We start from the raw sequence: 14,027 nt of genomic DNA on the forward strand, positions 1-14,027 counted from the left end.
CAATATGGCACCCGCAAGAGAAATTCATGGACGTGAAGTCACAGAGCGCTTTGAGCGCGGACTAAAGACCCGGCGCGAAGTCTTGGGGGGGGCCTATGTTGATGCGTCGGTCAGCAAAGCCACCGACTTCAATTGGCCGATGCAAACCCTCGTCACGGAATACTGCTGGGACGCGATTTGGAATCGGCCGGGCCTGGAGCGCAAGCAGCGCAGCATCCTCAATCTCGGGATGATTTCGGCCCTCAATCGTCCGCATGAGCTGAAACTGCATGTTCGCGGAGCAATCAACAACGGTCTTACCAAAGAGGAAATTCGGGAGGTTTTCCTCCAGGTTTCGATTTACTGCGGTGTTCCTGCGGCCATCGACAGCTTCCGCGTGGCAGCGGAAGTTTTCGACGAGATGGGCATCTAGTTATTCAACGCATTTGAGTGGGCTGAGCATCATCCGTTGCCAGCCCGAGGAGGGACTACAGTGACCGCACAAGACGATTTCCGCGCTGCCGGAAACCCAATGTTCAATGATAACAAGCTCAAGCTCGGCGTATTTGGCACGAATTGCTCGAATGCATGCGCGATTACGCTCGCTGAGACAACGTTCGAACCTACCTTCGACCACAACGTCGAGATTGCAAAGAAGCTTGAGGCAGCCGGTTGGGAATGCATGGTGCCGATTGCACGCTGGCGTGGTTTTGGCGGTCCTTCAAACTTCAATGGCGTGAACATGGATACGTTCACCTGGGCGGCCGCTCTCGCGGCGGTCACCACGAAGCTCCAGTTCTTCTCAACGACCCACATTCCGACGCTAAACCCGATTGTTGCAACCAAGATGGCGACAACAATCGATCACATCTCGAAGGGTCGATACGGCCTCAATCTCGTTACCGGCTGGTTCACTCCCGAAATGGAAATGTTCGGAGTTCCTATGATGGAGCACGACACCCGCTATGAATACGCCACCGAATGGATGGATATCGTCGAGACGCTCTGGAAACGCAATGGCGTTACCTTCGAAGGCGAGTTCCTCAAAGTCAAAGACGCCTTCAGTGAACCCAAACCCTACAACAAGGCGGGTCGCCCGCTCCTGATCTGCGCCGGCGCCTCGGGCAAGGGACTGCATTTCACCGCCAAGTTCTGCGACTTCAACTTCGGCTTCATGCAAGACATGGAATCCGGCGCTGCCTGGGTCAAAAAGGTGAAGGACCTGGCGCGTACTGAATATAACCGTGATCTTGGCACATTCACAGCTTGCCCCGTTATCGTTCGCGAAACGGAGAAGGAAGCAAAGGAATACTACGACTACTACGTCAACCAGAAGGGTGACTGGGAGGCATGCGAGAACATCTGTGAAGTTCTGCAGGTGCAATCTCAAAACCATTCTGCCGAAATGTATCAAAAATTCAAGGAACGCTTCGTCGCTGGCTGGGGTGGATACCCGATCGTCGGCAATCCAGAACAAGTCGCCGACAAGCTCGTGGATCTCAGCAATACAGGCGTCAACGGCGCCTTGCTGACAATGGTCGATTACAACGAGGAACTTCCCTTCTTTAACGACCGTGTCATGCCGCTGCTCAAGCAAGCCGGTCTGCGCAACTGAACCAGTCCTCGGGACGGCGATTGCCGTCCCGACACGAACTCTGCCAGATTCTGGCAGGATTTTCGCGGCTGGCGGCCAAAGGGGCCGGCGGTTGAGCGGAACCACAAGGGGAGGAGGCCCTGAATGCTGAAGAAAATCGTTGCAGCGCTTTTTACGCTGTCGAGCCTTTATCACATGAACGGCGTGGCGAAGGCTGACGGCCTCGATTCGTTGCCGCCGGACCAAAAGGCGCTTTACGAGAATATCGATCCCGCCATTCCGCTCGGGGGGACGGTGTACAAGGATTTTGTTCCAAAACGTCCACCGCCGTGGAAAATTGGTTATGCATCCACATATGCCGGTAATACCTGGCGCGCGAACATCCTGGACGAATTCACCAACGTATTGCTTCCGAAATATAAGGAAGCAGGCCTAGTCTCTGATCTTATCGTCACGCAGTCTGACCTCAAAGACGCTGTCCAAATCCAGCAGATGCGGCAGATGGTTGACGACGGTGTTGATGCGATCGTCATTTGCTGCTCGAACATTACCGCACTTAACAAGACCATAGAGTATGCTCATTCGAAAGGCGTGCCAGTCTTCTCAGTCTCGGGCTATGTCACATCACCCTACGCAATCAATGCCACAGAGAATAACACCGACGGTGGCTACAAGGCTGCTGAATGGCTTGCCAAGGAAATCGGTGAAAAAGGCAACGTCCTGATGGTATCGGGCATCCCCGGTTTCGCATCATCGGACAGCTTCGACATCGGCGCGAAGAACGCGTTCGATAAATTCCCCGGTATCAAAATTGTAGGCACGATAGCTGGCAAATGGACCGACCAGGTCGCCCAGGTTGAGGTTCAGAAGTTTCTTGCCACCAATCTTGCTGAGGTTAATGGCATTCTCGTTCAGTCCGCTTCAGAAAACGGTGTCGTGAACGCAGTACAGCAATCCGGCCGCGACATGATGCCTATCGTGCTCGGGGGTGAGGCTTCCGCAGCCTGCTACTGGCGTAAGAACCCTGATTTCATAAGCAAGAGCTTCCATTTCTGGCCGCCGCGGTCTGATGCCCGCCTTGTGTGGGACGTCATGATGCGAACGCTCGAAGGCCAGGGACCAAAGATCCAGTCGATTCTTCGTCCTGCGCTTCCTTACACCATTGATGACGTGAAGGAAGTGCTGAAGGAAGATTGCGATCCCAATTCTACGGATTGGATCGAGCCGAAGAACAACGGCTGGTGGCCTGCAGACGTCGCTGCAAACTACTTCGAACGTCCTGAAGATCCGTTAGCTTGGCGGCCGAAGAAGTAATGAATGTTCTCCGGAAGGAGACCTCCCAGCCTCCCGCGTCGGTTTCTATAATCGGCGCGGGAGGTATCTGCGATTTGATTGGAAATAGTGTGCTGGACTTTCATAGAATTCAACGTTTGCCGCCTTATGTTTTCGAACAGGTCAACCGTTTGAAAGCAAGCGCGCGAGCGGGCGGCGCCGATATCATCGATCTCGGCATGGGAAACCCCGACCTTCCCACTCCCCAGTCGATCGTCGACAAGCTGTGCGAGGTCGTCCAGGATCCGCGCACCCACCGTTATTCCTCCTCCAAGGGCATTCCGGGGCTGCGCCGCGCCCAGGCCGCCTATTATGCCCGCCGTTTCGGCGTCAAGCTCAACCCGGATACCCAGGTGGTCGCCACCTTGGGCTCCAAGGAAGGCTTTGCCAACATGGCGCAGGCAATCACCGCGCCCGGCGACGTCATCCTCTGCCCGAACCCGACCTATCCGATCCACGCCTTCGGTTTCCTGATGGCGGGCGGCGTGATCCGCTCGATGTCGGTGGAGCCGGACGAAAGCTTTTTCCCGCCGCTTGAGCGGGCGGTCCGGCATTCGATCCCGAAGCCCCTGGCGCTGATCCTCAACTACCCCTCGAACCCGACGGCCCTTGTCGCGACGCTCGATTTCTACAAGGACGTCATTGCCTTCGCCAAGAAGCACGACATCATCGTGCTTTCCGACCTTGCCTATTCGGAAATCTATTTCGACGGCGCCCCGCCGCCGTCGGTTCTCGAAGTGCCCGGCGCAATCGACGTGACGGTCGAGTTCACCTCGATGTCGAAGACCTTCTCCATGCCCGGCTGGCGCATGGGTTTTGCCGTCGGCAACGAGCGGCTGATCGCGGCGCTCACCCGCGTCAAGTCCTACCTCGATTACGGTGCTTTCACGCCGATCCAGGTGGCGGCGACGCATGCGCTGAACGGCGACGGCTCCGACATTGCTGAGGTTCGCAACGTCTATAAACGCCGCCGCGACGTCATGGTCGAAAGCTTCGGCAAGGCCGGCTTCGATGTGCCGCCGCCGGCTGCGACGATGTTCGCCTGGGCGAAGATCCCTGAAAAGTTCCGTCATCTCGGTTCGCTTGAGTTTTCCAAGCTCTTGGTCGAGAAGGCCGACGTCGCCGTTGCACCGGGTATCGGCTTCGGCGAAATGGGCGACGACTACGTCCGTCTGGCGCTCGTCGAGAACGAACACCGCATCCGCCAGGCTGCGCGCAACATCAAACGCTGGCTTAGCGGCGACGAGAAATTTGAAATCAACGTAATGAATCAGTGAAAGGATACCCGATGCCAATCTTCGGATCATGCCAATGCAAAGCCGTTACGTACCAGGTTCAGGAAATTGATGGACCCATGTGGAATTGCTTCTGTCAAACATGCCGGAAGTCACACGCCGCTGATCACAATACCGCTGCGAAGGTGAAAAGCGAGCACTTCAAGATCCTTACAGGCCAAGATACGCTTCATAGCTTCGAATCGACGCCTGGAAAGCTGCGGTGGTTTTGTTCGGTATGTGGCTCGCACGTTTATGCGGAGCGGCCGGCCAGCCCGGAGCTCAAAGTCGTTAGAGCCGGCACGTTCGATACCGATCCTGGAAGTGTGCCGATGTCAAACGTATGGGTATCGCATGCGAAACCTTGGCTCGCCCATGATCCATCGAAGGCAAGCTCACCAGAGTTCCCGTAAGTGACCGGGATACTACCTGTCGTAACTGAGGTGGAGCCACGGCGACCGTATATCAAGCGGCAACGCCTCATTCCGTGTCCAGGAGGTTCTAACGCAAACGTGCTGGGTCGGTAAAAGCGGCAGGGATTGCAGACAATAGGTTCGCTTGCACGGCGAGCCCACCCATTGAGAGAATAAAGTCGTACGAGACAGAAGACTTCTGCGAAGCAATCCAGCCTTCGAGGTTCGGAAATTACGGGTTGTGAAGGCTCAGGACACCGCAGGACTATTTTTGCCCCCACGGGTCCTCAACGACCTCCATTGCGATGTGAGTGAAAATTGTAAGATTGTCTTATGCGAGAATGTTGGGAGTCCTGCGACATGAAAGTTGTTGTAATAACGGGGAATTTATCGCGCCCCTCGAAAACCCGGGCCGTAGCAGACTTCATGGTGGATCGGGTGCGCGCGTCCGGCAACGAAGCAAGCTGCTGGGACCTTGTCGACCTTCATCCGCACCTTGGGGCAACAGTGTTGCCCTCCAGCGCCGCTGAGATTGTTAAAGCGGCACTCAACGATATTTTGGCTAGTGACGTGCTAGTTGTTGGTAGTCCGGTTTACAAAGCATCTTACACTGGGTTGCTGAAGCATTTATTCGACCTTGTCGACATGAAAGCGCTTAAGGGCCGCTATGTGATCCCTTTTGCAACCGGTAAAGCATCGAGTCACAAGCCGCTCGTCGAAGCCTCGATGGAAGCCTTATTCGACTTTTTCGAAGCGCAAATACATAGCCGTTTCATTTTCGCTCTCGATGAAGATTTTCAGAACGGTGCTCTTTCTGAGAACCTGCGCGCGCTTGTCGACAGAGAGCTCGATGCCGCGCGTCGCGCCGTCAGCCCATAATAAGGAGGAGGATTCCATGTCTTTTTCGAGCATAGATGAGGCGATCGAGGCGATCGAAGCGGGCGAGATGGTTATCGTGGTCGACGACGAAAACCGGGAGAATGAAGGCGACCTAGTCGTTGCTGCCGAAAAAATAACAGCTGAGCACATCGCTTTCATGATGAAATATGCGAGAGGCCTTATCTGCGTGCCACTTCCAGCCGAACGTCTCGACAAACTCGAGATCCCCCTGATGGTCACACGTAATTCGGACTCACTGCAGACGGCATTTACCGTTTCCGTCGATTGCAAACACGGCACAACGACAGGGATTTCAGCCGAAGATCGAGCAGCAACCGTCAAGTCGCTCATCGATCCGCAGACGCGGCCGGAAGACCTATCGCGACCGGGTCACATTTTTCCTTTGCGTGCAAATCGTCTCGGTGTCCTGGGCCGTCCTGGCCACACCGAAGCTGCCGTGGATCTTGCACGACTGGCCGGTCTGGCGCCGGCTGGCGTAATCTGCGAGATCGCCAATGACGACGGAACCATGTCTCGACTGCCAGATCTCGAGAAGTTCGCAATCGAACATGGCCTGCACATAGTAACGATCGACGCTTTGATTGAATACTGCAGGAGTCGTGATACGAGGGTAAAGCGTTACGCGCAGTCCTTTATGCCAACGCGGTTTGGGGATTTCAAGGCAATTGCTTATCGCGATAGTTTGACGGGAACGGAACACTTAGCTTTGACACTTGGCGAGTTGTGCGAGAAGGAAGACGTTCTGGTACGGGTGCATTCTGAATGTCTGACAGGTGAGGCGTTCCGGTCCATGCGATGCGACTGCGGTCAACAGCTCGAAATGGCTCTTCGGGCGGTCCAGTTAGCGGGCGCTGGTTGCGTGATCTACATGCGTGGGCAAGAGGGGCGTGGCATCGGCTTAGGAAACAAAATTGCGGCTTACAGCCTGCAGGATCATGGTCGTGATACTCTTGAGGCAAATCGGGAACTCGGCTTCGCATCTGATTCCCGCGAATATAACGCAGCGGCGGATATCATCCGCGACCTCGGTATCGGCAGCGTTCGGCTTCTGACCAACAATCCTACAAAAATAGAGGCGCTGCGAACGTCAGGCGTCATCGTGTCGTCTCGCCAGAGTCTGATCGCCGCATCTAGCGCGTCCAACATCACTTATCTTAAGACAAAGCGCGATCGGTTTGGCCACCTGTTGGACCAGGACACGTCAGCTGAACACGTCGGCCGGAACAACGTCTTTTCAGTGTTTGGCGCGCAGGTGTTCTCTGGACCCCTTGGGTAACGGAGCCGCCCTCGCCACTTACCTGCCGGTGATCGTAGGGGGCCGCCTTTGACCGGCAGAGTCCTAGAGCTTTTGCGTGGGCCCTGCCAGCACATCATTCGTGCAGGCGTATCGGAGTGATGTGGCCCGCGATTGCATCGAAAGCAGCGTTCGACCATATCTCGTCTTGAGCACGGCTGTTCCGACGGATCGCATTTAATCGCGGTCCGTCTTGTCTTTCGAAAAGTCTCGCAAAACTAATGCTTCATGCGAAGGATCGGCTTAATGACTTTGCCGCTCTCGGAATCAGCCATCGCCTCGTTGATCTGGTCGAGGTCATAGAACTGAACCAGTTTGTCGAACGGGAAAAGTCCCTGCTGCCAATACTCGATCAACTGCGGGACGAACTCGGACGGAATGCTTTGTCCTTCGACAACGCCGATCAATGTGCGGCCGAAAAGGAAGTTCCCGATATCGATCGTGCCTTCAGTGCCGAGCGCGGACGAGCCAACGAGACCGCATGTTCCCGGCGTACCAAGGCAGTCGACTGCCTGACGGAAAACTCGCGGCGAACTCGTGCATTCCAAGCTGAAATCAACGCCTGCGGGGACGATCTTCCTGATCGCGGCAACGCTGTCCAATTTGCGGGCATTTATCGTGTGCGTCGCGCCGAGTTCGCGCGAAAGTTCCAGCCGTTCATCGTTCAAGTCGATCACGATGATGGTCGCGCATCCGGCGATTTTCGCGGCCATCGTAGCCGCCATGCCAACCGCACCAGCACCGAACACTGCTATTGACGAGCCGGGCTTCGGCTTGAGGCAATTCAGTACCGCGCCAGCACCGGTCTGAAGCCCGCACCCGAGCGGTCCGATCAACTCGAGTGGAACATCCTTTGCAACCTTCACGGCGTTTCGTTCGCTGGCGATGGCGTAGGTTGCAAATGACGACTGCTCGAAGAAGCAGCCACTAATCTGTTTCCCGTGAGAATCATGGATCGGACAGGTGCCATCCGGACGAGTGCCGCGGAAATTGCGACCGAAGAAGTCCTCGCAGTAGAAAGGTGTACCGGAAAGGCACTTTTCGCACTTGCCGCAATAGGCGTAGCTCAAAGCAACGTGATCACCGGGCACAAGATCTTTAACTGCGCTCCCGACGGCCTCGACGACGCCAGAGCCTTCGTGTCCCAACACAACAGGTTGAGGTACGTCATATCCCTGGTCCCTGACCACCAGGTCGGTATGACATACCCCCGATGCGACGATGCGGACCAAAATCTCGTCTGCACGAGGTTCCTCAATCCCTATGCATTCCAAGATCAAGGGCTTCGCCTTTTCGCGCGAAACCGCCGCATATGCCTGCTTCATGTAACTGTTCCTCCAAGGCTCACAACGCAATTCGCGCGAACGTACTCATCATCAGACAATCAGTCAATAATTACTCTAATAAATTAGATCAGTTCAACCGGAGCAGGGCTGCATTTTTGCAAAGTCACGAGTGAACGCCGATTTGAAGTGATCAAAGGGTTCCGATGCATGTTCGAAAGGGAGCATGCGTCTTGTCCCGCTTTGGGCTGAAAGATCGGCAGACGAAAATTTAGTAGCAACGTGTGAGGCGAGCCGGATGGCGTCGCTTGCCGACGTCGAGCCGGTTCTGAAGGCTATCGACAGCTTCGAGACACCGCTATTGCCAAGTTCAACCGACTACAAACGATGCTACTGCCAGCCAGGCTTAACAGACAGTACCAACCAGGACGTTAGTCTTCTCGATGATCGAGAGGTCCGACGCAATCCGGTATACAGTTGGCGCGGCGGTCGGTGACTCAATAGCGAGCGTATCCTGGATCGTGAGGCGTTCGATGCCCTGCTTTAGTGACCTGATCGTATTCCCGTGGGCCACCACAAGAACCGATTTCCCTCTCAGCAAGGCGGGGAACACTTCGCTTATCAAAAAGGGCAGAACCCTCGCGCTTATGTCCCGTATGCTTTCTCCCCCAGGTGGTGGAGTGCTGTACGAGCGGCGCCAAACCTGGACAACATCCTGGCCCCACCGCTCACGTGCCACGTTCTTGTTGATGCCGGTGAGCTGTCCGTAGTCGCGTTCGTTCAACTCGGTTCTCCTGATTGGCTCCAGCAGATCGCCGTTGGTTTCGTTCAAAATCGCTCTGCAAGTGTCGACTGTGCGCAAGAGGGCAGAGCTAAACGCGATATCGAACGAGATGCCGAGGTTCGCGAGCAGTGAGCCGGCTCGCCTGCTCTCAGACCAGCCCTCCTGTGTGAGCGGAACGTCGCTCGTACCCGTGAACTCCCCGCGCGCGTTCCCTTCGCTTTGGCCATGCCGGACAATCACCAGAGTGGACATTCATAACCCTCCCATCGATTTAGCGAACACGAATATTGTCGCACTATCGGACAATCAGTCAAGTGCGACTATGTGCAAGTGAAAACAGAACGATGTCAAAAAAACAAACGTCGAAGTTTATATTTATTGACAGATTGTCTGATAGCTCATACCAATGCACTCCGCCGTATTGAGGAGAGTCCGGCACGGCTTGGGAAGGCAAGGCTCTCGCCTTAACAGACAATGCCGCCCAGAGCGGCCGGAGGAGGAATTTTCATGAAGAGACGTACATTTCTACAAGCGAGCGGGGCAATTGCTGTAGCCGGCACGTTCGGAATGCCGGGGATTCTTCGCGCCGACGACGCGATCAGTCTCCTACCTGACACTTGGCCCTCCGAAGGCGCCAACCCAATTGTCGACGCGGGTAAGTTCAAGAAGTCAGGCCCGTGGAAGATCGGACACAGCCACTACGGCCTCGCTGGTTCAACGCATACCTACCAGACGGCGTTTGAAGCCGAATATGAAATAAAAAAGAACAAGGATCGGATCGCTGATTACCAGTTCCGGAGCGCTGATCTCAATGCCTCCAAACAAGTTGCCGATATCGAGGATCTGATCGCCCAGAAGGTCGATGCGATCATCATCGCACCGCTAACCACCGGTTCCGCCGTCGAGGGCATCAAGAAGGCAAAGGCTGCTGGCATTCCAACCGTAGTCTATCTCGGACGCGTCGACACCGAGGAGTTTACGGTTCAGGTCCAGGGCGACGACTTCTATTTCGGGCGCGTGATGGCTCAGTTCCTCGTCGACAAGCTTGGCAACAAGGGCAAGGTATGGGTTCTGCGTGGCGTCGCCGGGCATCCCATCGATGCAGATCGTTATGCAGGCGCCATGGAAGTCTTCAGCAAGTCTGGACTTCAGATCACGTCGACCCAGCACGGAAGCTGGTCTTATGAGGACTCAAAGAAGATCGCCGAAAGCTTGTATCTCTCCGACCCCGATGTCGCGGGCATCTGGACCGATGGAGCCAACATGTCTCTTGGCGTTTTGGATGCCTTGCAGGAGGCTGGCGCCTCAACGATCCCGCCAATCACGGGCGAAGCACTTAACGGCTGGATGCGTCGTTGGAATGACGAAAAACTTTCCTCGATCGGTCCGATTTGCCCACCCGCTCTGTCTACTGCCGCGCTACGGGCCGCCTTCGCCTTGCTGGATGGGAAGCCGATTCAGCGTAACTGGACGAACCGCCCCAAGCCGATCACCGACGAGACGCTCTCCCAGTTCTATCGCGCAGATCTCACTGATGCGTACTGGGCGCCGACCGAAATGCCGAACGAAAAGCTCCTTGATTATTTCAAGGCTTGATGAACTACGGGCACGATCACTCGTGCCCGTATCCCTGTCGAAGATGGAAATTCCCATGAGCACGCTTGTCGAGATGGTCGGCATCAACAAATCGTTTGGTTTCACGAAAGTCCTTTCGGACGTTCGCTTTTCCCTGGAACGTGGCTCCGTGCACGCTCTGATGGGGGAAAACGGCGCGGGGAAGTCCACCCTGATGCGTATTCTGGCGGGGGTATATCAGCCGGGCGCAGGAAGTGTTCGGCTCCGCGGGGAGGAAGTCAATTTCCGTTCCCCTAAGGAGGCACGGTTGGCGGGAGTGTCGACGGTGTTTCAGGAGTTTACCCTGATCCCTAATCTCACCGTTGCTGAGAACATGTTCCTGGGCCACGAACCTCGTCGCATTGACGGTTCGATCGATAGCGTCGAGGTAGTGAAACGCGCTCGCGCTTTGCTGGCTGACGTATTTCCGCAGCTCGACGCAACCGCGGTCGTCGAGACACTGACTGTCGCGCAGCAGCAGGCAGTAGAGATCGCGAAGGGACTTACGTCGAACGCGGACGTATTCATCTTCGACGAGCCAACGGCGGCGTTGAACTCGACCGATGTCGCGCATCTTTTCAAGGTTATCCGCGACCTTAAGGCTCAACATAAGGCTGTCGTCTACATCTCTCATCGCATGAATGAAGTCTTCGAACTATGCGACACCATCACCGTCATGAAAGATGGCGCTTGGGTAAGGACTGCAAGAGCGCAGGACTTCAACTTGCAAACGCTGGTAGCGACAATGGTTGGTCGCGAACTTCAGAACTTCTTTCCGCCGCGCTCGCAGGCCACCGGAGCGGCAATGCTGGAGGTTTCGGACTTGCGCCTCGACGACAGCAGCTCGACAGTCACTTTCGTTGTCAGAAAAGGTGAAATCATCGGGCTGGCAGGGCTCGAAGGACAGGGCCAGCGAGAGATAATGCGTGCCGTTGTGGGCGTTGAATCGCCAAAGGCCATCGCCGTGTGGCGTGCCGGCCCCGACAACAGCATGCACGTGGTGAATGTAGGGTCAGGGTTCGCTCGCGCGGTCGCATCAGGAATCGGTTTTATCCCTGAGGACAGGAAGCAGGAAGGGCTGTTCCTGCGCCTGCCTATCTACGACAACATCGCGCTGGGAAAACAGCTCAATCGGAATATGGCAAGCGTTGCGTGGCGATCGGTGTCGAGGGTCCGCGAGGTGATCAAGTCGTTACGAGTTGCGGCCGCCGATCCCAATGCGCCCGTAGGTAAACTCTCGGGCGGGAATCAGCAGAAGGTGCTGCTGGGCCGCTGGTTGCTCTCCGGAGTGGACATCCTCGTTATTGAGGAGCCCACGCGCGGCGTCGACGTCGGTGCAAAGGCAGAGATTTACAGATTGCTGCGGGACTTCAGTGATCGTGGCGGTGCGGTCGTGGTTTCGTCGCGCGAGCACGCTGAGCTTATAGGGCTCTGCGACAGCATTTTGGTCGTTCATGACAGGAAGATCGTCGGGCAGATGTCCGCAGAGGGGGCGACCGAGGAAAGAATCCTCGAGACTGCGCTGGGGGCGAGTGCGTCACCGGATCCCCGTGCTGCGGTGCATTGAGGAGGATAACTTATGAATTCATTTGCCAGTCGCCTGAAGCTCCCTTATCGCGCGGGAGCGATAGGGCTTTCCATTGGAACGCTCCTGGTGATGGTTGTCGCCTCGGTAATATTATTGCCGGACTTCATGGATCCGGAGAATTTGTCTAATCTCCTGGCGCAATCGACGGTGCTCGTCATCTCGGCTCTCGGTCAGACGTTCGTCATTCTCACTGGCGGCCTCGACGTGTCGGTTGGGTCCGTCATCAGTCTAACGACGACGATCATGACGCTTGATCTTCCTGAGATAACCCGCGTGCTTATCTGCATCGCGGTGGCGATGGGGTTCGGAGTAGCGAACGGTTACGGTGTCGCGCGCCTCAATGTACATCCAATCATCATGACGCTGACAACAATGGGCATCGGCCAAGGTATCGCGTTGATCATTTTGCCAATCCCAGGTGGGCGCGTTCCGGAGTGGCTTTCCGGCTCGGTAGCCGGATCCATCGGCCCCGTACCTAACTCGTTGTTTTGGTTGATCACGGCATCGCTCTTCGCATCCTGGATTCTCTATCGTCGTCCCTTCGGCCTCTACCTCTTCGCTTCCGGCGGCAATGACTTCAACGCACGGATGAACGGTGTTCCCGTCGAGCGCACCATCATCAAAGCGTATGTTCTTTCCGCTCTATTCGCATGCGCTGCGGGGATGTTTCTTGCAGGCCGCCTTGCATCGGGTGATCCTAAGGGCGGCGCTTCATTCGGGATTGAGTCTGTAACGGCTGCAGCATTGGGTGGGGTCCACCTCGCCGGGGGCATCGGAAGCATTGTGGGAACCGTCGTTGGCGCGGCGATCCTCGGGACAGTGAATAATGTGATGAATCTGGCCAACGTCTCTGCATTTCTTCAGTCGGTCGTCAAGGGTGTGTTGCTTCTCGTACTCGTCGTTTCGCAGCGACGCAAAACAATCGGACTTTGAAAGAGATGGACTTCTCGATGACCACATCAGACTCGAAAACTGAAGCACCATCTCGCTCATTGAGGGGTAAGAGCGCCATTTCGTGGATACTCGGGCTACCGCCCGCATACTATGTGCTCGCAATCCTGGTTGCGGTTGCTCCAGCAGTGAGCGCCACGCTCATAAATCCCAACTACTGGTTTGTAATCCTCAAGCAGTCAGCGCCGCTCGGGATCGCGGTGCTCGCCCAGTCGCTTGTCATGCGGGTGCGATCCATCGATCTCTCTGTCAGCGGTATTTTCGCGTTCGCGATTTATCTGGCCAGCTCGGGCCAGCTCAACAACTATCCACCGCTAATGACCGTCCTCATGCCTGTTGTGATTGGGCTAGCTGTGGGGGGTGTAAACGGAATACTCGTAGCATACGTGCGCGCTTCTGCCGTTATCTCCACACTAAGTGTTTCGGCCATTCTGATTGGGATCGTCCAATACATGAGCGCCGGCCGCGCGCCCGGTTCAACGCCAAGCTGGCTTCGAATACTTACGAGCGGCACTATCCACGGCCTTTCCTATTCCGTGGTCCTGTGGATCGTCATCGCCGCCGTGATTTCTATCGCATTTCGTTTTCTCATCGTCGGGCGTTACTTCAGGGCCGTCGGCGACAATCCGAGGGCGGCGGAAACTACAGGAATTCCGTTGGCACGTACGATTTTTGTCTCGCACACGCTCGCGGGCGCCCTGACAGGCATCGCGGCCCTGGTCCAATTATCCGCGTTGGCGGTCGGCACCATCAAGCCAGGCTTCGACACCTTCATGAATGCGCTCGCCGCCACGATCCTCGGCGGTGTGACGTTCGGCGTCGACCGGGGCGGCGTCGCCGGGCCGTTCGTTGCCGTCGTTGCCTTCAGCTTCCTGTTCGCGATGCTGACCGTCTTCGGCATCCAGGAGCCGGGCAAGCTTATCGTCCAGGGCGTGATCATTGCATTTGCCGCAATCATCTACGGTGCGCGCGCGGGTCGCGTCTAGTCCGTCGGGCCGATCAAGTCATTCCCGTAGCAATT

At 56.1% G+C, this 14,027-nt stretch carries 13 protein-coding genes; 11 read left to right on the forward strand and 2 right to left on the reverse strand.

The features are described 5' to 3' along the window. Window positions 1–4: 4 nt before the first annotated feature. The 7 genes from RHEC894_RS24885 to RHEC894_RS24915 all read left to right on the forward strand — a co-directional run bounded on the left by RHEC894_RS24885 (window position 5) and on the right by RHEC894_RS24915 (window position 6,768). Window positions 5–412, forward strand: coding sequence for a carboxymuconolactone decarboxylase family protein (locus tag RHEC894_RS24885; RefSeq protein WP_008534380.1), 408 nt, complete (start codon window positions 5–7; stop codon window positions 410–412). A gap of 60 nt (window positions 413–472) precedes the next feature. Further along, window positions 473–1,594 carry an LLM class flavin-dependent oxidoreductase gene (locus RHEC894_RS24890; RefSeq protein ID WP_011053356.1) on the forward strand — a complete coding sequence of 374 codons (1,122 nt, stop codon included), beginning with the start codon at window positions 473–475 and terminating at the stop codon, window positions 1,592–1,594. Between the two features lie 123 nt (window positions 1,595–1,717). Then, window positions 1,718–2,887 (forward strand): ABC transporter substrate-binding protein, encoded by a 1,170-nt coding sequence (locus tag RHEC894_RS24895; RefSeq protein WP_008534383.1) that lies wholly within the window; start codon window positions 1,718–1,720, stop codon window positions 2,885–2,887. A gap of 77 nt (window positions 2,888–2,964) precedes the next feature. Beyond that, on the forward strand, window positions 2,965–4,182 hold the full coding sequence (locus RHEC894_RS24900; RefSeq protein ID WP_085739692.1) for an LL-diaminopimelate aminotransferase: 1,218 nt from the start codon (window positions 2,965–2,967) through the stop codon (window positions 4,180–4,182). An 11-nt stretch (window positions 4,183–4,193) separates the two neighbouring features. Next, entirely contained in the window at window positions 4,194–4,592 is a 399-nt protein-coding gene (locus tag RHEC894_RS24905; protein WP_008534386.1) for a GFA family protein, read from the forward strand. A 360-nt stretch (window positions 4,593–4,952) separates the two neighbouring features. Then, the gene (locus RHEC894_RS24910) at window positions 4,953–5,471 is read left to right on the forward strand and encodes an NAD(P)H-dependent oxidoreductase (protein WP_085739693.1); all 519 of its coding nucleotides are present in this window, start codon (window positions 4,953–4,955) and stop codon (window positions 5,469–5,471) included. Between the two features lie 16 nt (window positions 5,472–5,487). After that, on the forward strand, window positions 5,488–6,768 hold the full coding sequence (locus RHEC894_RS24915) for a bifunctional 3,4-dihydroxy-2-butanone-4-phosphate synthase/GTP cyclohydrolase II (RefSeq protein ID WP_037145498.1): 1,281 nt from the start codon (window positions 5,488–5,490) through the stop codon (window positions 6,766–6,768). Window positions 6,769–7,004: 236 nt separating this feature from the next. Here RHEC894_RS24915 and RHEC894_RS24920 read toward each other — a convergent pair whose 3' ends face one another. Next, entirely contained in the window at window positions 7,005–8,111 is a 1,107-nt protein-coding gene (locus tag RHEC894_RS24920) for an NAD(P)-dependent alcohol dehydrogenase (RefSeq protein ID WP_037145482.1), read from the reverse strand. Window positions 8,112–8,475: 364 nt separating this feature from the next. Next, window positions 8,476–9,105, reverse strand: a complete 630-nt coding sequence (locus RHEC894_RS24925; RefSeq protein ID WP_085739622.1) for a 2,3-bisphosphoglycerate-dependent phosphoglycerate mutase — start codon at window positions 9,103–9,105, stop codon at window positions 8,476–8,478. Window positions 9,106–9,360: 255 nt separating this feature from the next. Between RHEC894_RS24925 and RHEC894_RS24930 the strand changes: the two genes are divergently transcribed. From RHEC894_RS24930 to RHEC894_RS24945, 4 genes are read left to right on the forward strand one after another with little or no spacing between them, the layout of a single operon-like run. Further along, entirely contained in the window at window positions 9,361–10,449 is a 1,089-nt protein-coding gene (locus RHEC894_RS24930) for a substrate-binding domain-containing protein (protein ID WP_004671515.1), read from the forward strand. 55 nt (window positions 10,450–10,504) lie between these two features. After that, on the forward strand, window positions 10,505–12,034 hold the full coding sequence (locus RHEC894_RS24935; RefSeq protein ID WP_206427941.1) for a sugar ABC transporter ATP-binding protein: 1,530 nt from the start codon (window positions 10,505–10,507) through the stop codon (window positions 12,032–12,034). A gap of 12 nt (window positions 12,035–12,046) precedes the next feature. Beyond that, window positions 12,047–12,988 carry an ABC transporter permease gene (locus RHEC894_RS24940; protein WP_004671512.1) on the forward strand — a complete coding sequence of 314 codons (942 nt, stop codon included), beginning with the start codon at window positions 12,047–12,049 and terminating at the stop codon, window positions 12,986–12,988. Window positions 12,989–12,993: 5 nt separating this feature from the next. Then, window positions 12,994–13,992: an ABC transporter permease gene (locus tag RHEC894_RS24945; protein WP_085739624.1), complete on the forward strand. Its 999-nt coding sequence runs from the start codon at window positions 12,994–12,996 to the stop codon at window positions 13,990–13,992. Window positions 13,993–14,027 lie beyond the last annotated feature (35 nt).

It is taken from the genome of Rhizobium sp. CIAT894 (genome assembly GCF_000172795.2).
GTDB lineage: Bacteria > Pseudomonadota > Alphaproteobacteria > Rhizobiales > Rhizobiaceae > Rhizobium.